The 22,586-nt window shown below is 65.9% G+C and carries 23 protein-coding genes; 16 read left to right on the forward strand and 7 right to left on the reverse strand.

Translation table 11 applies throughout. The annotated features are described in order from the left end of the window. The first annotated feature begins 30 nt into the window (after nt 1-30). The 6 genes from FDT80_RS04165 (at nt 31) to FDT80_RS04185 (ending at nt 5,501) form a co-directional block, all read left to right on the forward strand. Nucleotides 31-2,214, forward strand: a complete 2,184-nt coding sequence (locus tag FDT80_RS04165; protein WP_138661778.1) for a type I secretion system permease/ATPase — start codon at nt 31-33, stop codon at nt 2,212-2,214. After that, nucleotides 2,207-3,550 carry an HlyD family type I secretion periplasmic adaptor subunit gene (locus FDT80_RS04170; protein ID WP_138660955.1) on the forward strand — a complete coding sequence of 448 codons (1,344 nt, stop codon included), beginning with the start codon at nt 2,207-2,209 and terminating at the stop codon, nt 3,548-3,550. Before FDT80_RS04165 ends, FDT80_RS04170 begins: the two co-directional genes overlap by 8 nt. A 143-nt stretch (nt 3,551-3,693) precedes the next feature. Further along, entirely contained in the window at nt 3,694-4,662 is a 969-nt protein-coding gene (locus FDT80_RS04175; protein ID WP_138660956.1) for an aldose epimerase family protein, read from the forward strand. A 114-nt stretch (nt 4,663-4,776) separates the two neighbouring features. Continuing rightward, a complete protein-coding gene (locus FDT80_RS19175) occupies nt 4,777-4,908 on the forward strand; it encodes a hypothetical protein (RefSeq protein ID WP_281278385.1) in 132 nt (43 codons plus the stop codon). Nucleotides 4,909-4,984: 76 nt separating this feature from the next. Continuing rightward, nucleotides 4,985-5,164, forward strand: coding sequence for a YqaE/Pmp3 family membrane protein (locus FDT80_RS04180; RefSeq protein ID WP_138660957.1), 180 nt, complete (start codon nt 4,985-4,987; stop codon nt 5,162-5,164). Next, nucleotides 5,154-5,501: a DUF4112 domain-containing protein gene (locus FDT80_RS04185; protein WP_246039845.1), complete on the forward strand. Its 348-nt coding sequence runs from the start codon at nt 5,154-5,156 to the stop codon at nt 5,499-5,501. Before FDT80_RS04180 ends, FDT80_RS04185 begins: the two co-directional genes overlap by 11 nt. Nucleotides 5,502-5,604: 103 nt before the next feature. On the opposite strand, the gene ndk is transcribed toward FDT80_RS04185, so the two are convergent. Next, nucleotides 5,605-6,027 (reverse strand): nucleoside-diphosphate kinase, encoded by a 423-nt coding sequence (ndk, locus tag FDT80_RS04190; protein WP_138660959.1) that lies wholly within the window; start codon nt 6,025-6,027, stop codon nt 5,605-5,607. A gap of 130 nt (nt 6,028-6,157) precedes the next feature. On the opposite strand from ndk, the gene FDT80_RS04195 reads away from it, so the two are divergent. From FDT80_RS04195 to FDT80_RS04205, 3 genes are all read left to right on the forward strand, one after another. Next, nucleotides 6,158-8,020: an ABC-F family ATP-binding cassette domain-containing protein gene (locus FDT80_RS04195; protein WP_170311783.1), complete on the forward strand. Its 1,863-nt coding sequence runs from the start codon at nt 6,158-6,160 to the stop codon at nt 8,018-8,020. 92 nt (nt 8,021-8,112) lie between these two features. Continuing rightward, the gene (locus tag FDT80_RS04200; RefSeq protein WP_138660961.1) at nt 8,113-8,745 is read left to right on the forward strand and encodes a MarC family protein; all 633 of its coding nucleotides are present in this window, start codon (nt 8,113-8,115) and stop codon (nt 8,743-8,745) included. Nucleotides 8,746-8,796: 51 nt separating this feature from the next. Then, nucleotides 8,797-9,378: a retropepsin-like aspartic protease family protein gene (locus FDT80_RS04205; RefSeq protein WP_138660962.1), complete on the forward strand. Its 582-nt coding sequence runs from the start codon at nt 8,797-8,799 to the stop codon at nt 9,376-9,378. 71 nt (nt 9,379-9,449) lie between these two features. Here FDT80_RS04205 and FDT80_RS04210 read toward each other — a convergent pair whose 3' ends face one another. Together FDT80_RS04210 and FDT80_RS04215 are read right to left on the reverse strand one after the other, a co-directional pair. Further along, a complete protein-coding gene (locus tag FDT80_RS04210; RefSeq protein ID WP_138660963.1) occupies nt 9,450-9,908 on the reverse strand; it encodes a DNA polymerase III subunit chi in 459 nt (152 codons plus the stop codon). Nucleotides 9,909-9,916: 8 nt separating this feature from the next. After that, nucleotides 9,917-11,386, reverse strand: coding sequence for a leucyl aminopeptidase (locus FDT80_RS04215; protein ID WP_138660964.1), 1,470 nt, complete (start codon nt 11,384-11,386; stop codon nt 9,917-9,919). Between the two features lie 142 nt (nt 11,387-11,528). Between FDT80_RS04215 and lptF the strand changes: the two genes are divergently transcribed. The 6 genes from lptF (at nt 11,529) to rsmA (ending at nt 19,049) form a co-directional block, all read left to right on the forward strand. After that, on the forward strand, nt 11,529-12,656 hold the full coding sequence (gene lptF / locus FDT80_RS04220) for an LPS export ABC transporter permease LptF (protein ID WP_138660965.1): 1,128 nt from the start codon (nt 11,529-11,531) through the stop codon (nt 12,654-12,656). Further along, nucleotides 12,653-13,750, forward strand: a complete 1,098-nt coding sequence (gene lptG, locus FDT80_RS04225) for an LPS export ABC transporter permease LptG (protein ID WP_138660966.1) — start codon at nt 12,653-12,655, stop codon at nt 13,748-13,750. The genes lptF and lptG overlap by 4 nt, the downstream gene beginning before the upstream one ends. A 6-nt stretch (nt 13,751-13,756) precedes the next feature. Next, the gene (locus tag FDT80_RS04230; RefSeq protein WP_138661779.1) at nt 13,757-15,892 is read left to right on the forward strand and encodes an LPS-assembly protein LptD; all 2,136 of its coding nucleotides are present in this window, start codon (nt 13,757-13,759) and stop codon (nt 15,890-15,892) included. 5 nt (nt 15,893-15,897) lie between these two features. Beyond that, nucleotides 15,898-17,127, forward strand: a complete 1,230-nt coding sequence (locus tag FDT80_RS04235; protein WP_246039846.1) for a peptidylprolyl isomerase — start codon at nt 15,898-15,900, stop codon at nt 17,125-17,127. Next, complete coding sequence (pdxA, locus tag FDT80_RS04240; RefSeq protein WP_138660968.1) at nt 17,124-18,098, forward strand: 4-hydroxythreonine-4-phosphate dehydrogenase PdxA; 975 nt, start codon at nt 17,124-17,126, stop codon at nt 18,096-18,098. The genes FDT80_RS04235 and pdxA overlap by 4 nt, the downstream gene beginning before the upstream one ends. 108 nt (nt 18,099-18,206) lie before the next feature. Then, nucleotides 18,207-19,049 (forward strand): 16S rRNA (adenine(1518)-N(6)/adenine(1519)-N(6))-dimethyltransferase RsmA, encoded by an 843-nt coding sequence (gene rsmA / locus FDT80_RS04245; RefSeq protein WP_138660969.1) that lies wholly within the window; start codon nt 18,207-18,209, stop codon nt 19,047-19,049. A 68-nt stretch (nt 19,050-19,117) separates the two neighbouring features. Here rsmA and FDT80_RS04250 read toward each other — a convergent pair whose 3' ends face one another. The 3 genes from FDT80_RS04250 to prfA form a co-directional block, all read right to left on the reverse strand. Next, nucleotides 19,118-19,765, reverse strand: a complete 648-nt coding sequence (locus FDT80_RS04250; protein ID WP_138660970.1) for a DUF4167 domain-containing protein — start codon at nt 19,763-19,765, stop codon at nt 19,118-19,120. Between the two features lie 223 nt (nt 19,766-19,988). Further along, the gene (gene prmC / locus FDT80_RS04255; protein WP_138661780.1) at nt 19,989-20,804 is read right to left on the reverse strand and encodes a peptide chain release factor N(5)-glutamine methyltransferase; all 816 of its coding nucleotides are present in this window, start codon (nt 20,802-20,804) and stop codon (nt 19,989-19,991) included. Between the two features lie 14 nt (nt 20,805-20,818). Then, nucleotides 20,819-21,874, reverse strand: coding sequence for a peptide chain release factor 1 (prfA, locus tag FDT80_RS04260; protein ID WP_138660971.1), 1,056 nt, complete (start codon nt 21,872-21,874; stop codon nt 20,819-20,821). 62 nt (nt 21,875-21,936) lie between these two features. On the opposite strand from prfA, the gene FDT80_RS04265 reads away from it, so the two are divergent. Continuing rightward, nucleotides 21,937-22,224 carry a hypothetical protein gene (locus FDT80_RS04265; protein ID WP_138660972.1) on the forward strand — a complete coding sequence of 96 codons (288 nt, stop codon included), beginning with the start codon at nt 21,937-21,939 and terminating at the stop codon, nt 22,222-22,224. On the opposite strand, the gene FDT80_RS04270 is transcribed toward FDT80_RS04265, so the two are convergent. Next, a complete protein-coding gene (locus FDT80_RS04270) occupies nt 22,165-22,563 on the reverse strand; it encodes a DUF1499 domain-containing protein (protein ID WP_246039848.1) in 399 nt (132 codons plus the stop codon). The two genes, FDT80_RS04265 and FDT80_RS04270, sit on opposite strands and share 60 nt — an antisense overlap. Nucleotides 22,564-22,586 lie beyond the last annotated feature (23 nt).

Raw genomic sequence — 22,586 nt, forward strand, 5'->3', positions numbered from 1 at the left:
GACGACGGGGCAGGCACTGCTTCCGATCCGATGCTGCTGACCCCGGACATGAAGCGCAAAGTGAAAAAGGCGACCGCTATAGCGCCGGACGGGGCCGGATCGGACGCGAGCCCCGCGACCGAACCGGACGGGTCCGACCCGGTTTTCGTCAGCCTGCGGGCCAACCCCGGCGCCCAGGCGGACACGGTCGACGCAGGCGCCAAGCCCGAAGCAGGCCCCAAGTCCGACGCAGGCGCCAAGCCCGACACCGCCCGCAAGGACGATTCCGTTCGCAAAGCGCGCCGCACGCCGCAAAGCCCGACCGGCAGCCCCCTTGGCGGGGAGCAGATCGAGGGCGAAACCGGCCCCATTCGCGCCAAGACGCCGCCCACCTCGACGGGCGGCGGCGGCGGTAAATCCACCGGCGGCGGCGGCGGAGGGGGCAGTGGTGGTGGCGGTGCCACGCCCAAGTTTCACGAAAGGCTGGGCCCCGATCAATTCGCCATCAATCTGCGTCATGGCAAGCAGGCGGTGCGCCGCAACCTCGGCTTTGTCATGGTGCTGACCTGCGCCACAAACCTACTGATACTTGCGATCCCGGTGTATCTCTTCCAGATTTCCGACCGGGTGCTGACCAGCCGGTCGATCGACACGCTGATCATGCTGACAGTGGTGATCGCCGGCGCGGTGATCCTGCAGGCGGTCTTTGACGCCGTGCGCCGCTTTGTGCTGATGCGCACCGCGGTCGAGGTGGCGGTGCGCCTTGGCGCTCCGGTGCTAAGTGCCGCCGCGCTGGCCTCCCTGCACGGCAACGGGCGCGAATACCAGACCCTGGGCGACTTGCAGCAGTTGCGCGGTTTCCTGACCTCGGGCACGCTGCTGTCGTTCCTCGACGTGCCCTTCGCGCCGCTGTTCATCCTCGCCATTTTCCTTGTGCACCCGCACCTGGGGCTGATCGTCGTGGTCACGGCGCTGACACTGCTGGTGATCGCGCTGGTCAACCAGAAGATCACCGCCCGCCCCTTTGCCGAGGCGAATTTCGCGCAGAGCAAGGCGAACATGCACCTCGATTCCATGTCCCGCAACAGCCAGATCATCAATGCGCTGGCGATGGTCCCCGAAGCGGTGGCCATCTGGGGCCGCGACACCGCCGACAGCCTCAAGGCGCAGGTGATCGCACAGGACAGAAATATCATCTCTGCCGCCATTTCACGTGGCGTACGTCTTTTGACCCAGATCGGCATGTTGGGCTGGGGGGCCTATCTTGCCATCGACGGTCAGATCACCGGCGGGATGGTGATCGCCTCCTCGATCATCGCGGGCCGCGCGCTTGCACCGATCGAAGGGGCGATCGAAGGTTGGAACGGGTTCCTGCTGTCGCGTTCGGCATACGGGCGGATCACTCAGCTGATGAACCACACCAAGCAGAAGTTCGAAAAACTGCGCCTGCCCCGCCCCGAAGGCCGGCTTGATGTCGAACGGCTTTTGTTTGTGCCGCAAGGTACCAAGCAGGTGATCCTCAACGGCCTCAGCTTCAGCCTCAACCCCGGTGAATCGCTGGCGGTGATCGGCAATTCGGGCGCGGGCAAGACCACGCTGGGCAAGATGCTGGTGGGGTCGGTCCTGCCCACGTCGGGCAACGTGCGGCTGGACCTGATGGATTTGCGCAACTGGGACGAACGCCAGCTTGGCGAAAACATCGGCTACCTGCCCCAGGACGTGCAGCTCTTTCCCGGATCCATCAAGAACAACATCGGCCGGATGCGCGCAGGCGCCACCGACGAGGATATCCACCGCGCCGCGGTCCTGGCCGACGTGCACCAGATGATCGCCTCCCTGCCCCAGGGTTATGAGACGATGGTCGCCTCGGACGGCTCGCCCTTGTCGGGCGGCCAGAAACAGCGCATCGCGCTGGCGCGCGCCTTTTTCGGCAACCCGCGCCTGCTGGTGCTGGACGAGCCGAACTCGAACCTCGACACCGCGGGCGACCGGGCGCTGGCCAATGCCATCAAACACGCCAAGGAAAGCGGCATCACGGTCGTGGTCATCACCCAAAAACCGTCTTTGCTGGGCGTTGTAGACAAGATCCTGCTGCTCGCGGACGGCAACGTCGCGCTCTTTGGCCACCGCCAGCAAGTGCTCCAGCAGCTGGCGCAGCGCAGCACGAACACAGCGAACGAGCAAAAGAACATCGGCCCGGGCGGCCCGGCCAAAGGAGGTTTGAGCAATGGCTAACCTGCCCGTTCCGACGACGGTTCCGGCCGAATGGTATGCCGATGTGCCACGTTCGGTGACACGCCACGTGACATTCGGGCTGGTGCTGATCCTGGTGGCGTTCGGCGGCTTCGGGCTCTGGGCGTTCAAGGCGCCGCTGGCGGCTGCCGTGATCACGCCGGGCAGCTTCGTGGCGACCGGCAAGAACAAGGTCGTCCAACACCTGGAGGGCGGGATCATCAAGGAGATCCTCGTCTCCGAAGGCGACAAGGTCAGCGCCGGTCAGCCGATCGTGCTGCTCGACGAGACCTCCGCCATGGCCAACGAGCGCGAGTTGTTCCTGCGGCAGGTCCGGCTCGAGGCGATAGAGGCGCGGCTGCTGGCGCAGTACGAACGCAAGCCCCGCCCCGACTTTCCGCGCCACCTTCTGGATCTGCGGTCGGACTTCGAGGTCGCGGCGATCCTGGATGGCCAGACGGTCGCCTTCAATTCCGACCGCCAGGGGCTGGAGAATGACACCGCCCTGATCTTGCAAAACATCGAGGCGCTCAAGGTGCGGTCCATCGGATACGACCGGCAGTTGAGCGCGGTCCAGATGCAAAACGAAATCCTCAAGGAGGACATGGCAAGCAAGCAGACCCTGCTGGACAAAGGGCTGGTGCGCCGCACCGAGGTCAACGCCCTGCGCCGCGCACTGGCCGAGACCGAAGGCCAGATGGGCCGGATCGACGCGGAAATGCGCGAAATCGAAGAGATCAGCAAGAAATACACCGCCCAGATCGAACAGACCAACAGCGAATACCGCAACGCCGCGCTGGACGAATTGCAGGTCGTTCAGGCGGAACTTGACGGGATTCGAGAACAGATGCGCAAGGCCCACAACATCCTGCAACGGGTCGAGGTTCTGGCGCCGGTGTCGGGAACGGTGGTGCGATTGTACTACCACACCTCGGGCGGCGTGATCGAAAGCGGCAAGGCCATCGCCGAGATCCTGCCCGCCGACGAGCCGCTTATCATCGAGGTGCAGGTGCCGCGCAACGAGATCGACAGCGTGCAGCAGGGCCTGCCCGCGACCGTGCGCCTGATCGCGCTGAACCAGCGCACCACGCCCGTTTTGCAGGGCCAGGTCTTTTATGTCTCCGCCGATGCCATCGTGGACAGTTCCCAGGACCGACCGCAGGAGATCTACATCGCCCGCATATCGGTCGCCCCGGACGAGATGGGCCGCGTGCGCGGTTTCTCACCGACCCCCGGCATGCCGGTCGAGATCATGATCCAGACCGAGGAGCGGACCTTTTTCCAGTATCTCACCAAGCCAATCACGGACAGCATGACAAGAGCCTTCCGAGAACAATGATCCACTCTTATTTTTCCGTTCATTATCAGCCTTCTGGTAGGCATTTTTCACTCACTGCATCAAGACCGGTCACACCGCCGCGGCAATGATCGAAACCACGATGATCGTTGCGCGGCGGCGTGGTGCGGCTATACCGTCCGGCTATGGCGCCGCGTCCCCACCCATCGTATATCGTCCTGACCTCGGATGCGCTCGAGGCGTGGATATATCCGCGCGGCGCGACCCTCGCGGCGCTGTACTGGCATGATCTGCCGCACAGCGTGGTCCTTGGCTTTGCCGATCCCGCGCGGCTTGCCCGCCATGCCATCTATGCCGGCGCCATCGTCGGGCCCGTCGCCAACCGGGTGGCGGGTGGAAAAGTGCGGATTGACGGTCGCACCTGGCAGATGGACCGCAATGAAGGGCGCAATACCCTGCATTCGGCCCGGACGGGCCTGCACGCCCGCGACTGGACCGTCACCCGGCAGTCGCGCGATGCCGTCACGCTCGAGATCGCGCTGGCCCACGGTGAAGGCGGCCTGCCGGGCGCGCGCAGGATCGAAGCCCGCTATGCGCTGGGGCCGCACGGCACGCTCGATCTGCGGATCGACGCGCAAACCGACCGCCCCACCGTGATGGCGCCCGCGCATCACCCCTATTGGGCGCTGGACGGCGCGCCGACCGTCGCGGATCACAGGCTCGAGGTTTTCGCCGACACCTGGCTGCCCACCGATGCCGCGATGCTGCCCACCGGCCGGATCGCCCCGGTGGCCGGCAGCAACTATGATTTCCGCGCGCCACGGCCAGTTCCCACCGATCGCGTTCTTGACGCGAACCTGTGCCTGTTCACCGCCCGGCGCACCCCCGCGCGCCCGGCAGCAACCCTGGTCGGCGGCACCGGTCTGAGGCTGCGGATCGACACCACCGAACCGGGCCTGCAGGTCTATAACGGTGCCGGGTTGCCGCCTGCGGCGGAGACCCTGCTCAGCGGTCAACGCCTTGGCCCGTTTGCCGCAATAGCGCTGGAGCCGCAGCATTGGCCCGACGCGTCACATCACGCGGGCTTTCCCTGCATCGCGCTGACCCCGGACGCGCCCTATCACCAACACACGCTCTACCGTCTGTCGCGTTAGACGGCGGCGGCCTGTCACGGATATGTCACGATCCCGCCCCGCTGTCGGCATCATGGCCTGCCACGCTCTGACCCGAGGCCCCCGAGCGGCCCCGATGTGAACAGGAGCGCTAAAATGCCCAACGACCCATCGCCCGAACCGTCGAAAGAGGCGCCCATGCCTCAATCGAACGCCCAACAGCCCGCCCGCTCCGCACCGGAGGCCGAGCGACCGACGCCCAGGATCACGGATTACGCCAGTCTCTGATCCCGAAAACGGAACCATCGGCCGTCCTTCGACGTTTGCATCATGATCGCAAACAACACCGAAGGGCCTGCCCCACATGGACTTGATCCGCATCATCGTCGCCATCATCCTGCCGCCCCTCGGCGTCTTCCTTCAGGTCGGGCTGGGCAAGCATTTCTGGCTCAATATCCTGCTGACCCTTCTGGGATACATCCCCGGCATCGTGCATGCCGTCTGGATCATCGCGAAAACAGGGCCGCAGAACGTTGCACGATAAGCTGGAGCATCTGACCACGCTCGCGCACCGGATGGACCGCGCCTTTCGCGTGCCCATCCTCGGGATGCGCGTCGGATGGGACAGCGTGCTGGGTGTCATTCCGGGCGTCGGCGATGTCGTCACCCTGATCCCGGCCGGCTACATCATCCTGCAAGCCCGCCAGATGGGCGCCCCGCCCAAGCTGTTGGCGCGAATGGTTGCAAACGTCGGCATAGATACCGCGATCGGCCTTGTTCCCTTCGTGGGCGACGTGTTCGACATCGCGTGGAAGGCCAACTCCCGCAATGTCCTCCTCCTGCACCGGCACCTGGCGCAGACGGTGCCCGAAGGCGCATAGGCGAACGCGACGCCTGGCGCGCAGGGCAACTACGCCGATGGAAAAAGGGCCGAACGCTTGCGCGCCGGCCCTTTCCTGCATGTCGACCGTCGGAACGGGGGTCTTAGCCGACCAGCTCCAGTCCGGAGAAGAAATACGCGATCTCGACCGCTGCGGTTTCCGGCGCGTCCGAGCCGTGGACCGAGTTTTCACCGACGGATTCGGCAAATTCGGCACGGATCGTGCCCGGCGCGGCATCGGCGGGGTTCGTCGCGCCCATCACTTCGCGATTCTTGGCAATGGCACCTTCGCCTTCCAGAACCTGCACGACGACCGGCTCGGACGCCATGAATTCGCACAGCTCGTCATAGAACGGGCGCTCTGCGTGCACGGCATAAAACACGCCGGCCTGCTGCTTGGTCATGTGAATGCGCTTTTGCGCCACGATGCGCAGGCCGGCGTCCTCGAACTTGGCATTGATCTTGCCAGTCAGGTTGCGGCGGGTCGCGTCGGGTTTGATGATCGAGAATGTACGCTCGAGGGCCATGGGGGTCGCTCCTGTTGAATGAACTCCGGGGGAATACCCGGGGCTTGAATTTCGCCGCCCCGATAACACGGGGTTTGCAGTATGAAAAGGCGCGATTGACACCGGCATTGGGCTGGTTCACACCGCGCCCATGTTGCGCATTTCAGATATCAGCTATTCCGTCGAGGGCCGCCCCCTGTTCGAAGGGGCCAGCGCCGTCATTCCCGATGGCCACAAGGTCGGGCTTGTGGGGCGCAACGGCGCCGGCAAGACGACGCTGTTCAAGATCATCCGCGGCGAGCTGGGCCTCGACGGCGGTCAGATCTCGCTGCCCAGCCGTGCCCGCATCGGCGGCGTGGCCCAGGAGGTTCCGTCGTCTTCCACCTCGCTGATCGATACAGTGCTTGAGGCCGACACCGAGCGCGCGGCGCTGCTGCGCGAGGCCGAAACCGCGTCCGACCCGAACCGCATCGCCGAAGTGCAGACCCGGCTTGCCGATATCGACGCCTGGTCGGCAGAGGCGCGCGCGGCCAGCATCCTCAAGGGCCTGGGCTTCGACGCCGAAGAGCAGCTCATGCCCTGCTCGGATTTCTCGGGCGGCTGGCGGATGCGCGTGGCCCTCGCCGCGGTCCTGTTCGCTCAGCCCGATCTGCTGCTTCTCGACGAGCCCACGAACTACCTCGACCTCGAAGGGGCGCTCTGGCTCGAAGCCTATCTGGCGAAATACCCTCACACGGTCATCATCATCAGCCACGACCGCGGACTGCTCAACCGGGCCGTGGGGGCGATCCTGCACCTCGAGGACCGCAAGCTGACCTTCTATCAGGGCCCCTATGACCAATTCGCCCGCCAACGCGCCGAACAGCGTGCCGTGCAGGCCGCCATGGCCAAGAAACAGCAGGCCCGCCGCGACCACATGCAAAGCTTCGTCGATCGCTTCAAGGCCAAGGCAAGCAAGGCCAAGCAGGCGCAGTCGCGCCTCAAGATGATCGAGAAGATGGACATGATCGCCAGCCCCGAACAGGTGGCCAAGCGCGTCTTCACCTTCCCCGAACCCGACGAGCTGTCGCCTCCCATCATCAGCATCGAGGGCGGCTCGGTTGGTTACACCGACGAGCCCGTGTTGTCGCGCCTGAACCTGCGCATCGATCAGGACGACCGCATCGCCCTGCTCGGCAAGAACGGCCAGGGCAAATCGACCCTGTCGAAACTGCTCAGCAACCGGCTGGTTCTGATGAACGGCAAATCGGTACAGTCCAACAAGCTGCGCGTCGGCTTCTTCGCGCAGCACCAGGTGGACGAGCTTCATATCGACGAAACGCCCCTGCAACACATGATCACCGCCCGTCCCGGCGTGATGCAGTCGAAACTGCGCGCACAACTCGCCGGCTTCGGCCTTGGTCCCGACCAGGCCGAAACCGAGGTGGGGCGCCTGTCGGGCGGTCAAAAGGCGCGGCTGTCGCTGCTGCTGGCCACGCTCGACGCGCCGCACCTGCTCATCCTCGACGAGCCGACAAACCACCTCGACATCGAATCCCGCGAGGCGCTTGTCGAGGCGCTGACGCAATATTCCGGCGCCGTGATCCTCGTCAGTCACGACATGCACCTGCTGTCGATGGTGGCCGACCGGCTGTGGCTGGTCTCGGATGGAACGGTCAAGCCCTTCGACGACGACCTCGAAGCCTATCGCAAGATGCTGCTCACCCCCGACAAGCCGCAAGGCAAGAACAGCCGCAAACAGCCCGCCGAAGCCCCCAGGCCCAAACGCGCCAGCCGCGACGAGGTGCTTGGCCTGCGCTCGGAGGCGCGCAAGGCCGAAGCCCGCGTCGAAAAGCTCAACGAGATGCGCGACAAGCTGGCGAAAAAGCTGGCCGATCCCGCCCTCTACGAGGATAGCAAGGTGGGCGAGCTCACGGTCTGGAACAAGAAATACGCCGAAGTGATGGAGGCGCTGGACCGCGCCGAGACCCTCTGGATGACCGCATTGCAGAAACTCGAAACCGCCGAAGCCTGACACCGCGCCCTGCTTCTTTTGTTCCATAAATATCCCGGGGTTTGGGGCAGCGCCCCAATCCGGCCTCTCCCCCCTGAACGGACAGTCGCCCCATGCCCATCGACACCGCCTTCCTGATCACCTCCTTCGTCACGATGTTCGTGATCATCGATCCCATCGGCCTCGCCCCCTTGTTCGTGGCCATGACCACCGGCATGTCGGACGCCGCGCGCCGCCGGATCGCACTGCGTGCCTGCCTCGTGGGCAGCTGTCTCCTGTTGGTCTTTGCACTCTTCGGCGAGGCGGTTCTCGGCTTCGTTGGCATTTCCATGCCCGCCTTCCGCGTCGCGGGCGGCATCTTGCTGTTCATCACGGCACTCGACATGCTGTTCGAACGCCGCACCAAGCGCCGCGAGGACCAGTCTGAAGAAGATCATTCCAACGACCCCTCGGTGTTCCCGCTGGCCATCCCCCTGATCGCCGGGCCCGGCGCCATCGCCTCCGTCATCCTGTTGACCGGCCAGCGCCCCGGCGCCGAAGGGCTGATCGCGGTGCTGGGCGTCACGGCGGCGGTGCTGGTCATCGTGCTGGGGTTTTTCCTGGTCAGCGGTCCGATCGAACGCGCACTTGGCAAGATCGGCGTCACCGTGGTCACCCGGCTCTTGGGGATGCTGCTGGCGGCCTTGTCCGTGCAATTCGTGCTCGACGGGCTCAGGGCCTTCGGGTTTGCACCGGCCGCGGGCTGACTTTACCGCCGGCCACCCCTATATCTGTCGGGCGCGGACAAGGGCACAGGCATGAACAGCTACGACACCGGCCATCTGATTTACCTGATCCTGCTGGGGCTCATGGTGCTGGGCGCCTATCTGGCGCACAACCGGCTGTCGGTGAACCGCATGCTGCAACAGGCCACCGTCTGGGCGCTGATCTTTTTCGGCGTGGTGGCCGCCATCGGGCTTTGGGATGACATCAGCCGCACCGCGATCCCGCGCCAGGTCAATGTCGCCGGAGAGAACCGCATCATCGTCCCTCGCAGCCCGGATGGGCACTATTACCTGATGGCACAGGTTAACGGCGCACCCCTGCGCTTCGTGGTCGATACCGGAGCCAGCGACATGGTGCTGACCCGGCGCGACGCGCAGGCCGCCGGTCTCGCGCCCGAGACGCTCAACTTCATGGGCCGCGCAATGACCGCGAATGGCGAGGTCCGCACCGCCCCGGTACGGCTGGACAACATCACGCTGGGGTCCGTCACGGACAGCAACGTGCCTGCCACGGTCAACGGCGGCGAAATGACCAATTCGCTGCTGGGGATGAGCTATCTGCAACGCTGGGGCCGGATCGAGATCACGCAGGGCGAACTGATCCTGACACGTTGAGGCATCGCATCAACTACAGACTGCAAAATACTGATTTATAACAGCAAACCAAGATACGGCGCCCGCAGGCTTCAGGTCTCCGACTTCTTCTCCCAGCGGCCGCTGTCCTCGGACCAGTATTGCGCCGGCATGCGCGCATCCTTCATTGCCTTCCACTGGCGGCGCGCAACGTCCAGCGCTTCTGCGTCGTTGCCATCGAACAGGACGCAGACCCGCTCCAGGTCCGCGACCTCGGATGGCTCTACCGGTGCGCCATCCACCGCCATCAGGCAGGAGGCCCCGTTCGGCGCCTCCCGGCCCGTGGTCAGCAGCACCGGCTGCAACGCGTCGTGCGGCCCACCGGCCAGCCCGTGCGGCACAAACGCGTCCTCCGCCCCCAGCCACAACCGCTCATCCAGCCAGGTCATACGGCCCGCGTCGGTGCCGCGCACCGCAACGCGCCATCCCGCCCCCCGCGCCTTGCCCAGGAGCATGGCCAGCGTCTCTTCCATCGGGCGCTGGGTCAGGTGGTAGAACATCGCGGTGCCCATGCGTCCGCTCAGCCTTCGTAGCGATCGGCGATCAGCCGGTTGAGCGCCATCACCCCCCAGCCCGTCGCGCCCTTGGGCGCCAGCGGGCTTTCGGATTTGAGCGACGCGACCCCCGCGATGTCGAGGTGTACCCAAGGCGTGCCGTCCTTGACGAAGCGGTGCAGGAACTGCGCCGCCGTGATCGACCCCGCGGGCCGCCCGCCGATGTTCTTCATGTCCGCGATGGGCGATTTCAACATATCGTCATAGGCCTTGCCCAGCGGCATCCGCCACGCGCCCTCGCCCTCGTCCCTGGCCGCCTTGAGGAAATTGTCGCACAACGTGTCGTTGTTCGAAAACACGCCGGCGTTCTCATGGCCCAGACCGATGATGATAGCGCCCGTCAGGGTCGCGAGGTCGATCATCGCCGCGGGTTCGAACCGGTCCTGCGCGTACCACATCACATCGCACAGCACGAGCCGGCCTTCGGCGTCGGTATTGAGGATCTCGACCGTGTCGCCCTTCATCGAGCGGACGACATCGCCGGGCCGGATCGCAGTGCCCGAGGGCATGTTCTCGACCAGCCCCACAAGGCCCACGACATTGGCGCGGGCCTTGCGCCGCGCCAGCGCGCTCATCACGCCCGCGACGGTGCCGGCGCCGCCCATGTCCATCGTCATGTCTTCCATGCCGGTCGATGGCTTGAGGCTGATGCCGCCGGTGTCGAACACCACGCCCTTGCCGACCAGCGCCACCGGCGCGTCGCCCTTGGCGCCGCCGTTCCACTGCATGACGACCACCTTGGACGGGCTGGCCGATCCTTGACCCACGGCCAGCAGCGTGCGCATGCCCAGGGCCTCCAGCTGGTCCTCGTCCAGCACCTCGACGCTCAGGCCCAGATCCTCCATCGCCTTGAGGCGGTTGGCAAATTCGGTGGTGGTCAGCACATTCGCGGGCTCGTTGACCAGATCGCGGGTCAGGAACACGCCGGCGGCCACGGCCAGCAGGTCGCGGGCTTCGGTCTCGACCGCGTCGGGCTTGGCGCACATCACCTGCACAGAGCCCTTTGGCGGCTTGGCGTCGGTCTTGTGATCGGTGAACCGATAGTCGCGCAGCACCGCGCCTTGCACGATGTCGGCGCCGCGTTTTGCATTGCCGATGGCAAGCAGCAGGTCGTCGCGCCCGCGCAGCTTGCCAAGGGCCGCGCCGCCGCGCCGCGCCTCTTGCACGCTTGCGCCCTTGGGCAGGCGCAGAATGTCGATCGCGCGCGCGGCCATGCCGCCCGGATAGGCCAGCGTCATCACCTGCCCCGGTTTCAGATCGCCAAAGGCGTCGCTGTCCACCGTGCGTTTCACCGCACCGCGCGTCAGCCGGTCCAGCCGGCGCACGACCTTGCCCAGCGCGGCGTCGGGATCGACCAGAACCGCGATGCGGCCCGCGTGATCGGCAAGCGTATCGATGTCGGTCTCACCAAAGGAGACATCTGTGGGATGGGTCATGCGGGAACCTTTCGGAGTAAGAACTGCGTTGCACACAGACCTAGCTTGGGATCACCGCAATGGCCAGATAGCAGTTTTCCTGCCCCGCGCTTTGGTCTAGGATCGCCGGCAAAACAAACCGTCAGGCACCAAGGGGAACGCAGTGACCAAATTCGACAGGTATCTGCTGTCGCAGCTTCTGGTTCTGTTCGGCTTTTTCGCGCTGGTGCTGGTGTCGCTGTTCTGGATCAACCGCGCCGTGCTGCTGTTCGACCGTCTGATCGGCGACGGGCAATCGGCACTGGTGTTCCTGGAATTCACCGCCCTCGGCCTGCCCAAGCTGATCACCACGGTCCTTCCCATCGCGACCTTCGCCGCCAGCGTCTATGTCATCAACCGGCTGGGCAACGAAAGCGAACTGACGGTGATGCAGGCAACCGGAACGGGGCCCTGGCGGCTGGCGCGGCCGGTTCTGGCGTTCGGGCTGATCGTCGCGGCGATGCTGTCGGTGCTGACGCATGTGCTGGATCCGCTGGCGCAACGGCAGCTGAGCGAGCGCGAAGCCGAGATTTCGCAAAACCTGTCCGCGCGACTGCTGAGCGAGGGCGCGTTCTTGCACCCTGCCGACGGCGTGACGTTCTACACCCGCGAGATCAGCAAGGACGGCGTCCTGCGCGATGTCTTCCTGTCGGACCGACGCGACCCGGCGCAGGGCGTGATCTATACCGCGGCCGAGGCCTATCTGGTGCGCACCGGCGCGGGCACGACACTGATCATGGTCGATGGTCTGGCGCAGCGCCTGACAACCGTCGACGCGCGGCTTGCCACCGCGAAATTTCGCGATTTCTCGTTCGACATATCGGCCTTGGTGCGCCGCGACGCGGGCCCCGCGATGTCGGTAGGTCATCTGACGACGCCCGAAATGATGATCCCGTGGGATACTCTGGCGCGCCGCACCCAACAAAGCCGGGGCGATATCGCCGAGGAATTTCACGCCCGCTTCGCGCAGCCGATCTTTACGGTCGTCGCGGCGATGATCGGTTTTTCGACCTTGATCATCGGCAGTTTCTCCCGCTTCGGGGTCTGGCGCGAGGTCGTGATCGCCTTCGGGCTGCTGATCGCCATCGACGGTCTGCGCAGCGGTCTTGTGGGGGTCGTGCGCGCCGACGCGGCGATGTGGCCGCTCTTGTATCTGCCCGGCGCGATCGGCGCGGTGCTGATCTGCGCCATGCTGGCGCATGCCGCCAACCCGGCCTGGTTCCGCCGCCGCCCGCAGGTGGCTGTCGCATGATCCTGCATCTTTACTTCGCGCGCCGATTTGCCATGAGCTTTCTGGCGCTGACAGGGGTGCTGTTCGCGCTGGTTGTGCTCGTCAACCTCGTCGAGGAAACCCGCCGCGCGGGCGGGCTGGACATCAGCCTGGGCCAGATCATGGGGCTGACGCTGCTCAATGCGCCGGCCACGATCAACCTCATCCTTCCGCTGATCATGATCCTCGCCACGGTCGCCCTCTTCGTCAGCCTCGCGCGCTCGTCCGAACTGGTGGTGACGCGCGCGGCCGGGCGCTCGGCGATCCGCGCGCTGATCGCTCCGGTGGTGGTCGCGCTGATCATCGGCGGGCTTGCGGTCACGATGCTCAACCCCATCGTGGCGGCCACGTCCAAGCGGTATCTGCAACTCTCCGAAGGTTACAGGACGGGCGGTGCGGCGGCGCTGTCGATCTCGCGCGAGGGGCTGTGGCTGCGGCAGGGGGGCGCGCAGGGGCAGACGGTGATCCGCGCGTTGCGCGCCAATGCCGATGCCTCCGTGCTGTTCGACGTGACCTTTCTGACCTATGCACCGGGCGGCGGGCCGGTGCGCCGGATCCAGGCCGACAGCGCCGCATTGCAGAACGGCGAATGGCAGTTGCGGCGGGCCAAGTCCTGGCCCCTGTCCCAGGGGCTGAATTCCGAAGCCAACGCCGTGCTGCACGACCGGCTGTCGATCCCGTCGACGCTGACGCTCGAACGGATCCGCGAAACCTTCGGCAGTCCCGACGCGGTGTCGATCTGGGACTTGCCGCAGTTCATCACCCAGCTTGAACAAGCCGGCTTTTCCGCGCGGCGGCACAAGGTCTGGCTGCAATCGGAACTGGCCCGCCCGCTGTTTCTGATGGCGATGGTTCTTGTTGCGAGCGCCTTTACCATGCGCCATACCCGGTTCGGCGGGACCGGCGTTGCGGTTCTGACGGCGGTTCTTTTGGGGTTCGGATTGTATTTCATTCGCAGCTTTGCACAGATCCTTGGCGAAAACGGCCAGATCCCCATCGCGCTCGCCGCCTGGGCACCGCCGGTGGCCTCGATCCTGTTGGCGATGGGCCTCCTGCTGCACGCAGAGGATGGGTAGCCCGTGATGCTGCGCACCGTGATCATCTGCCTGAGCCTGTGCCTCGGCACCCCCGGCGTCGGGCAGGCGCAGGTGCAGGCCCGCGACACCGCACCGCCCGCCGTTCTGGTGGCCGACGACCTGTATATCACATCCGACCGCGTTCTGGTGGCCAGCGGCAACGTCGAGGCGTTCCAGGGCACGACCCGGATCAGCGCCCGCGCCATCCGCTACGATCAGCGGACCGGCAAGCTGATCATCGACGGCCCGATCACGCTGCGCGATGGCGACGAGGTCGTGATCCTCGCCTCGGCCGCCGAACTCGATCCAGGCCTGCAATCGGGGCTGCTGCGCGGTGCGCGGCTGGTCCTGAACCGGCAGTTGCAACTGGCCGCGGTGCAGATCAACCGCGTCGAGGGGCGCTACAGCCAGCTCTACAAGACCGCAGTGACCTCCTGCCGGGTCTGCGACGATGGCCGACCGCCGCTGTGGCAGATCCGCGCCAAGCGCGTGGTTCACGACCAGGAGGCGCGCCAGCTTTACTTCGATCAGGCGCAGTTCCGCATCGGGCGGGTGCCGGTGTTCTATATTCCGCGCCTGCGCCTGCCCGATCCGACGCTCAAGCGCGCCACAGGGGTGCTGATCCCGTCGCTGCGCACCACCTCGCAACTGGGCACCGGTCTCAAGCTGCCGTATTTCATCAAGCTGGGCGATCACCGCGACCTGACGCTCACGCCCTATCTGTCGGGCAAGACCCGGACGCTGGAATTTCGCTATCGGCAGGCCTTTGTCCGTGGCGATATCCGGATCCTGGGCGCCGTCACCCGCGACGACCTGCGCCCCGACGGGGTGCGCGGCTATGTCTTTGCCGAAGGGCGGTTCGACCTGCCGCGCGATTTCAAGCTGACGTTCGATCTGGAAACCGTCAGCGACGATGCGTATCTGACCACCTACAGCTATTCCGAAAAGGACCGGCTCGACAGCGAACTGCGGCTCAGCCGGACGCGCCGCGACGAATACATGCGCGCCAGCCTGATCAACTACACCTCCCTGCGGCCCGACGAGGTCAACGCCGAACAGCCGACGATCATCGCCGATGGCGTGTACGAGGCGCGCTATTTCCCGGCGCGCATCGGAGGCGAACTGCGGCTGGCCGTGCTGGCACACAGCCACTACCGCTATTCCGATGCCGATATCGCGGGCCGCGATGTCAACCGCATGAACGTGGAACTGGATTGGCTGCGCGCGATGACCCTTCCGGGCGGTCTGCGGGCCGAGGCGACGCTGGGCGGTTCGTTCGATCTTTTCAACGTCTCGCAAGACAGCAGCTTTCCCGAAACCCACACGCAGGTGTCGCCGGACTCGGCCGTCGCGCTGCGTTATCCGCTGGTGCGACACGGGGCGGACGGCGTCAGCCAGATGATCGAACCGGTCGTGCAACTGGGCTGGACCGACAACGGCCGCGCCGACATTCCCAACGAGGAAAGCACCCGCGTCGAATTCGACGAGGGCAACCTGCTGAGCCTCTCGCGCTTTCCGCGGCCCGATCGCCGCGAGCGCGGCGCGGTCGTGGCCTACGGCGTGAACTGGTCGCGCTTTGACCCGACCGGATGGGACGCGCACCTGACCATCGGACAGGTGTTCCGCCGCAGCGCCGACACCAGCTTCACCACCACGTCGGGCCTGTCGGGCACCACGTCGGACGTGCTTGTCGCCGGCCAGGTCAAGACCGGCAACGGCTGGGCGCTGACCGCGCGCACCACCTTCAACGAGGGGTTCGACTTTTCCAAGGCCGAGGTGCGCGGCGGCTGGATCGGACCGCGCGCGCAGGTGTCGGGAAGCTACCTTTGGCTGACCGAGGATCTGGCCGAGGACCGCGCGAAGTCGATATCCGAAATCACCCTCGACGGCGCCTTCAAGGTCAACCGTTTCTGGACCGCGCGGGCGGACTGGCGGTTCGACCTTGCCGACAACCGGGCCGCGACGGCGGGGATCGGCCTTGAATATGTGAATGAATGCGTGACGGTCGATCTTTCGGTGGACCGGCGCTATACCTCCTCGACAAGTGTTGAGCCCTCGACCAATCTGGGCTTTACCATCGGGTTGCGTGGCTTCTCTGCGCGCAACGGAACAGAAAGTTACACAAGATCATGCGGGAAATGACCACGATGAACAGCATAGGATGGATCAGGGGGCTGGCCATGGCCGCCAGCGTGGCGATCGCGGCGGTGCAGGCACACCCCCTTGCCGCGCAGTCGCTGTTCGATCCGGTGGTCAAGGTCAATGACGACGTGATCACCGAATACGAACTGCAACAGCGCGAGCGGTTTCTGAAACTGCTCAACGCTCCGGGTGCCAACCGCGCCGCCGCCCGCGAAGCCCTGATCGAGGATCGCCTGCGGGCCCAGGCGACCGAGGCCGCAGGGCTGGAGCTGACGGCGGAAGGGATCGAGGCGGGCATGACGGAATTCGCCGCCCGCGCGAACCTATCCAAGGAGGAGTTCATCCGCGCATTGGCCCAGGGCGGCGTCTCCGAGGAAAGTTTTCGCGATTTCGTAAGCGTCGGCACGGCATGGCGTGAACTCATCCGCGCGCGCTATGGCAACCGCGTGCAGATCTCCGAAGCCGAGATCGACCGCGCGCTGGCCGCCACCTCGGGCGCTAGCGGCATCCGGGTTCTGGTGTCTGAAATCATCATCCCCGCCCCGCCGCCACGCGCCGCCGAAGCGCAGGCGATCGCGGAACGGATCGCTGCCACCACCAGCGAAGCCCAGTTTTCCGCCTTCGCCCGCGAATACTCCGCCACCGCCTCGCGCGACCGTGGCGGCCGGCTGGATTGGCAACAGCTGACCAACCTGCCCCCGGTTCTGCGCCCGCTCTTGCTTGAACTGGCGCCGGGCGAAGTCACGCAGCCGATTTCGATCCCCAACGCGGTTGCCCTGTTCCAGCTGCGCGGAATCGAGGAAACCAGCGCCCCGACGGCGGAGTATGCCGCGATCGAATATGCGACGCTGGCCATCGCCGGCGGCCGCAGCGCCGCCGCCCTGTCGCAGGCCGCATCGGTCGCGGCGCGCGTCGATGTCTGCGATGATCTCTACGGCGTGGCGAAAGGCCAGCCGCCCGAGGTGTTGACCCGCACCAGTCAGGCCCCGGGCGACATTCCGCAGGACATCGCGATGGAGCTGTCCAAACTGGACGCAGGCGAGATTTCAACCGTCCTGACGCGCGGCGCGGGCGAGACCCTACTGCTGGTGATGCTCTGCGGGCGCACCGCCGCCATCAACCAGGAGGCCAGCCGCGAGGACATCGCCGGCAACCTGCGCCAAAGCCGCCTTGCGGCCTTTGCCGACAGCCTGATCGCGCAGTTGCGCGCGGACGCCCGTATCGTCGATCAATGAGCCGACGGATCGCGCCCATCGCCATCAGTTGCGGCGAACCCGCGGGCATCGGACCAGAGGTTGCAGCCGGCGCATGGGCGGCGCTTGAGGGTGCCGTGCCGCTGTTCTGGATCGGCGATCCGCGCGTCCTGCCTTCGACCCTACCGGTCGAAGTGATCACCGACCCATCCGCCGCGGCGGATGTCGTGCACCGCGCCCTGCCGGTTCTGGCGCTGCCCTTTGCCGGTGCGCCGCGACCGGGCCTGCCCGATCCGCGCACCGCGAAAGGCGTCATCGACGCCATCGCGCGGGGGGTTGACCTGGTGCGCAGCGGCGCCGCGTCGGCGCTCTGTACCGCGCCGATCCACAAGAAGGCGCTGATCGACGGTGCGGGTTTTGCCTATCCCGGCCATACCGAATACCTCTCCGCCCTCGCGGGGGGCGCGCGGGCGGTGATGATGCTGGCCTCCGACCAGTTGCGCGTGGTGCCCGCGACGATCCACATCCCGCTTCAGGACGTGCCGCAGGCGCTAACGCCGACCGTCCTGCGCGAAACGATAGAGATCACCGCGCGCGGACTGCGCGACCAATTCGCGATCAAAGCCCCACGCATCGCGGTCGCCGGCCTGAACCCCCACGCTGGCGAAGGCGGCAAGATGGGCCGGCAGGAGGTGGAATGGATCGCGCCGCTGGTGGCGGAGCTGGCGGCCACGGGAATGGACATCGTCGGGCCGCTGCCGGCCGACACGATGTTTCACGCCGCCGCCCGCGCCCGCTATGACGCGGCGATCGCCATGTACCACGATCAGGCGCTGATCCCGATCAAGACGCTGGATTTCGACCGCGGCGTGAACGTGACGCTCGGCCTGCCCTTCATTCGCACCTCGCCCGATCATGGAACCGCTTTCGATATCGCGGGCAAGGGCATCGCCAACCCCAGCAGCATGATCGAAGCCATCCGCCTGGCCGCCCGCATGGCCGGGATGCGCTGAGCCTGTGCTTCTCTTGTTCGGAAATATCCCCGCCGGAGGCAAGACTCTCTTGCGGCGCACCCTTGATTGTCTTGCCTCCGGCGGAGGTATCTGGAGCCGAAAGAAACCATGAGCGTCATCGACGATCTGCCCCCCCTGCGCGCCGTGATCCAGTCGCACGACCTGAGCGCGCGCAAGTCGCTGGGGCAGAATTTCCTGCTGGATCTGAACCTGACCGCCAAGATCGCGCGGCAGGCGGGCGATCTATCGGACTGCGACGTGCTGGAAATCGGGCCCGGTCCCGGCGGGCTCACGCGCGGCTTGCTGGCCGAAGGCGCGCGGCACGTGCTGGCCATCGAAAAGGACCGCCGCTGCCTGCCTGCCCTTGCCGAGATCGCGGCGGCCTACCCGGGACGGTTGACTGTCATCGAAGGCGACGCGCTGGAGATCGATCCGCTCGCGCATCTGACCCCGCCGATCCGCGTGGCGGCCAACCTGCCCTACAACGTCGGCACCGAATTGCTGGTGCGCTGGCTGACACCGCCGGATTGGCCGCCCTTCTGGCAAAGCCTGACCCTGATGTTCCAGCGCGAGGTCGCGGAGCGGATCGTGGCCGGACCGGGCTCCAAGGCCTACGGCAGGCTTGCGATCCTTGCGCAGTGGCGCAGCGACGCGCGGATCGCGATGCAGTTGCCGCCCGAAGCCTTTACCCCGCCGCCCAAGGTGTCGAGCAGTGTCGTTCATCTGACCGCGCTGGCCAGGCCCCGGTTCGACGCGGATGCCGCCGTGCTCAGCCGCGTCGTGGCCGCCGCCTTCAACCAGCGCCGCAAGATGTTGCGCGCCGCCCTCAAGGGGGTGGCCCCCGATATCGAGGACCGCCTGCGTGCCGCGGGCATCGCCCCGACGGAACGGGCCGAGCAGGTATCACTTGAGGGATTTTGCGCTTTGGCACGGGCGGTGGCGGCGCCCTGACAGACCAAGGGCCCCGCGCTGGCGGGGCCCTTGATCACATCACACTGGTGACGCCGGTCGGCGCCGGTCTATTCCGCGGCCTTTGGTGTATCGCCACCGTCGCCACCACTTCCATCCGCCGAGGACGTCTCGGGGCTGGGGCGCGGTTTACGCCGTGGTGCGCGGGGCTTTTTCGGTTTGCTTTCAGGCGTTTCAACCAGGTTGCTGTCGCCGTCCATCGTGTCCTGCTGGTGCTTGACGTCGGGTTGGTCGCCGCTTCCGCGGGGCTGCTGATCGCCGCCATCGCCCCGGCGGCTCTTGCGCTCGCCCTTGGGTTTGTCGCCGGCGCTTTGATCGCCGCCGCCATTGCCGCCATGATGGACCTGGGCGGCCTCGCGTTCCTGGCGCTCGGCGCGCTCGCGGTCACGCTCGGCCTGACGCTCGCGGTTCTGGCGTTCCTGCTCTTCCCGGCGGCTGTCGATCTCGCGCTGCGCCTCGCTCAGCATACGGGTGTAATGCTCTGCGTGCTGCTGGAAATTCTCGGCCGCCACGCGGTCATTGCTCAACTGGGCATCGCGCGCCAGCTGATTGTATTTTTCGATGATCTGCTGCGGGGTGCCGCGCACCTTGCCCTCGGGGCCGGAGCTGTCGAAGACGCGGTTGACGACATTGCCACCGCTTTGCTGAGGTCTGTTGCGGCTGCCCTTTGAACGGGACCGGGATCTCGATGATTTCATGAAAACTGATCAGCCTTGTGCTGTTGGATCGTAACACCGGATGCGCTTTTCGAGCGCTGAACAGGACCGGATTTGCGACATGTTGGGCTTGACGCCGCGCGGGACCACCCCGAGGGATCCACCGCTGCAACATCTTTGAATAAACACGCTCGGACATGCAGGGCAAGGGGAAATCCGGTCATATCCCCAGATTCTTTGTGGTTTTCACACCAAATACATTGAATTAGGCGGGTTTACGCGCGGATACGACACGATCCTGACCGCCAAGGTCCGGCAGGATCGTGACCTCCGCCCACCCATGGGCGATGAAAATATCGCGCACCTCGACACCCTGCCGGTATCCGGTTTCGACCAGAACGCGGCCCCGCGGGGTCAGATACCCCTGCGCCAGCCCGGCAATGATCCGGTAGGCGCTTGTCCCGTCGCCCTCGTCCGTCAGCGCCATGCGCGGCTCGTGGTCGCGCAATTCGGGCTGCACGTCGTTCATCTCTTCGGCCGACAGGTACGGCGGGTTCGACACGATCAGGTCGAACCGCCCGTCCACGTGCGCAAACCAGTCGGACGCGCGGATATCGGCGCGCTGATCGACCCGGTGCAGCACCGCGTTGGCGCTGGCCTGCAGACAGGCGGCCTCGCTCAGGTCGATGCCAAGCCCGGTGGCGTCGCCCCGCTCGGCCAGCAGCGTCACCAGCAGGCACCCCGATCCGGTGCCCAGGTCCAGCACACGGTCGAACGGTTCGGCCAGCGCGGCTTCGATCAGCGCTTCGGTCTCGGGGCGCGGATCGAGCACGTCGGCGCTGACCTTGAACCGCCTGCCGTAGAACGCACGCTCGCCGATCAGATGCGACACCGGCACACGCACCGCACGCAGCGCGATCAACCGCTCGTAGCGTTCGGCGATGTCGGGGGCGATGTCCTCGGGCGCAATCAGGGTCACGCGCGCGGCATCGACCTGGGCCGCATGCGCCAGCAGCACACGGGCGTCGCGCGCCGGGTCCGGCACGCCCGCCGCGCGCAGCCGGGCGGTGGCCGCGACCATCGCCTGCGCCGCCGTCACTGCCCCATCTCCGCCATCTGGCGCGCCTGCGCGTCGGCGGTCAGCGCGTCGATGATCTCGTCCAGGTCGCCGGCCATCACCGCCTCCAGCCGGTACAGCGTCAGGTTGATGCGATGGTCGGTCAGCCGCCCCTGGGGAAAGTTGTAGGTGCGGATCCGCTCCGACCGGTCGCCGCTGCCCACCTGCGCCAGACGGTCGGCGGAGCGTTCGCTGTCCATCCGGCTGCGCTCCATGTCGTACAGCCGCGCCTTGAGCACCTGCATCGCCTTGTCGCGATTACGGTGCTGCGACTTCTCGGAGCTGGTGACGACGATACCGGTCGGGATATGGGTGATGCGCACCGCGGAATCGGTGGTGTTGACGTGCTGGCCACCTGCCCCGCTGGATCGCATCGTGTCGATCCGCAGATCATTCGCATCGATCTTGATATCCACGTCCTCGGCCTCGGGCAGCACCGCCACCGTCGCCGCCGAGGTGTGAATCCGACCGCCGCTTTCGGTGCTTGGCACGCGCTGCACCCGGTGCACGCCGCTCTCGTATTTCAGCCGGGCAAAGACGTTCTGCCCCTTGATATGCGCCACGACCTCCTTGATCCCGCCCAGTTCGGTTTCCTGCAACTCGATGATGTCGATGGTCCAGCCGCGCGCCTCGGCGTAGCGCTGGTACATCCGCAACAGATCGCCCGCGAAAAGCGCCGCCTCGTCGCCGCCGGTGCCGGGTCGAATCTCGAGCATCGCAGGCCGCGCATCGGCGGCGTCGCGCGGCAGCAGCGCGCGTTGCAGCGCCGCCTCGGCGCGGGGCAGTTCGGCGCGCAGGCGCGGCAATTCGTCCTCGGCCAGTTCCGCCATATCCGGATCGCCCAGCATTTCTTTCGCGTCTGCGATGTCGCGCTGCAGCTGGCGATAGGTCTGGATCTGCTCGACCACGGGGCGCAGGTCGGAATACTCCTTGCCCAACGCCGCGATGTCGGCCTTGGGGTCGCCCGCGGACATGGCCGCCTCCAGGTACTGGAAGCGTTGCAGGATCTGTTCAAGTCGGTCGGTCGGGATCATGGGCACCCTTTCGGGCATTGAAAGGTTTTGGTCAAGGTCGGGACACGTGGTATCATACAAGCATGTTACGCATCGTTCTTCTTGTGTTTTGCGCGGCCTGCCCCGCGATGGCGGATGTCACCACGCCCAGCGGCAAGACCATCGACTGTTATTGCACCGACCGCACGGGCGGACGTGTCGAATTGGGCGAAACGATCTGCCTGCAGGTCGACGGCCGGATGTTCATGGCGCAATGCCAGATGTCGCTCAATGTGCCGATGTGGCGCGAGGTGCAGCAAGGGTGCCTGTCGTCACGGCTGCGCGGCCTTGACCAGCCGCTCCAGTCGCGCGGCGTTGACGCCCATATCTGACCGCCCGAAGCGCAGGCGCGCGTATAATTTGACCGTATCGCCCTGCTGCTCCACGGTCGTATAATCGGGAAACCCCATCAGCCTTGAGCGGGTGACATAGGTCACGCGCCCTTCGGCGACGCTGCCGGCGAGCACCTGCGTGCGCGGCAGGTCGGTGGCGGCCTCGTTCACCCGTGTCAGCGTATCGGGCCTCGCATCGATGACGCGGATCGCGCCCCCCTCGAAAGTCTTGCTTTCGCGCGCCTCGATCGGCCGGTGCCAGCGGTCGACGTCGCTGGGCGCCAGACGGATATAGGTCAAAATCGCCACGACAGCGGCCAGAAGAATCCATGCTATCATAGCCTTACGCTCCATCGTTCAAG

Origin of the sequence: Sulfitobacter sabulilitoris (assembly GCF_005887615.1) — a bacterium.
GTDB classification, from domain to species: Bacteria; Pseudomonadota; Alphaproteobacteria; order Rhodobacterales; family Rhodobacteraceae; genus Sulfitobacter_E; species Sulfitobacter_E sabulilitoris.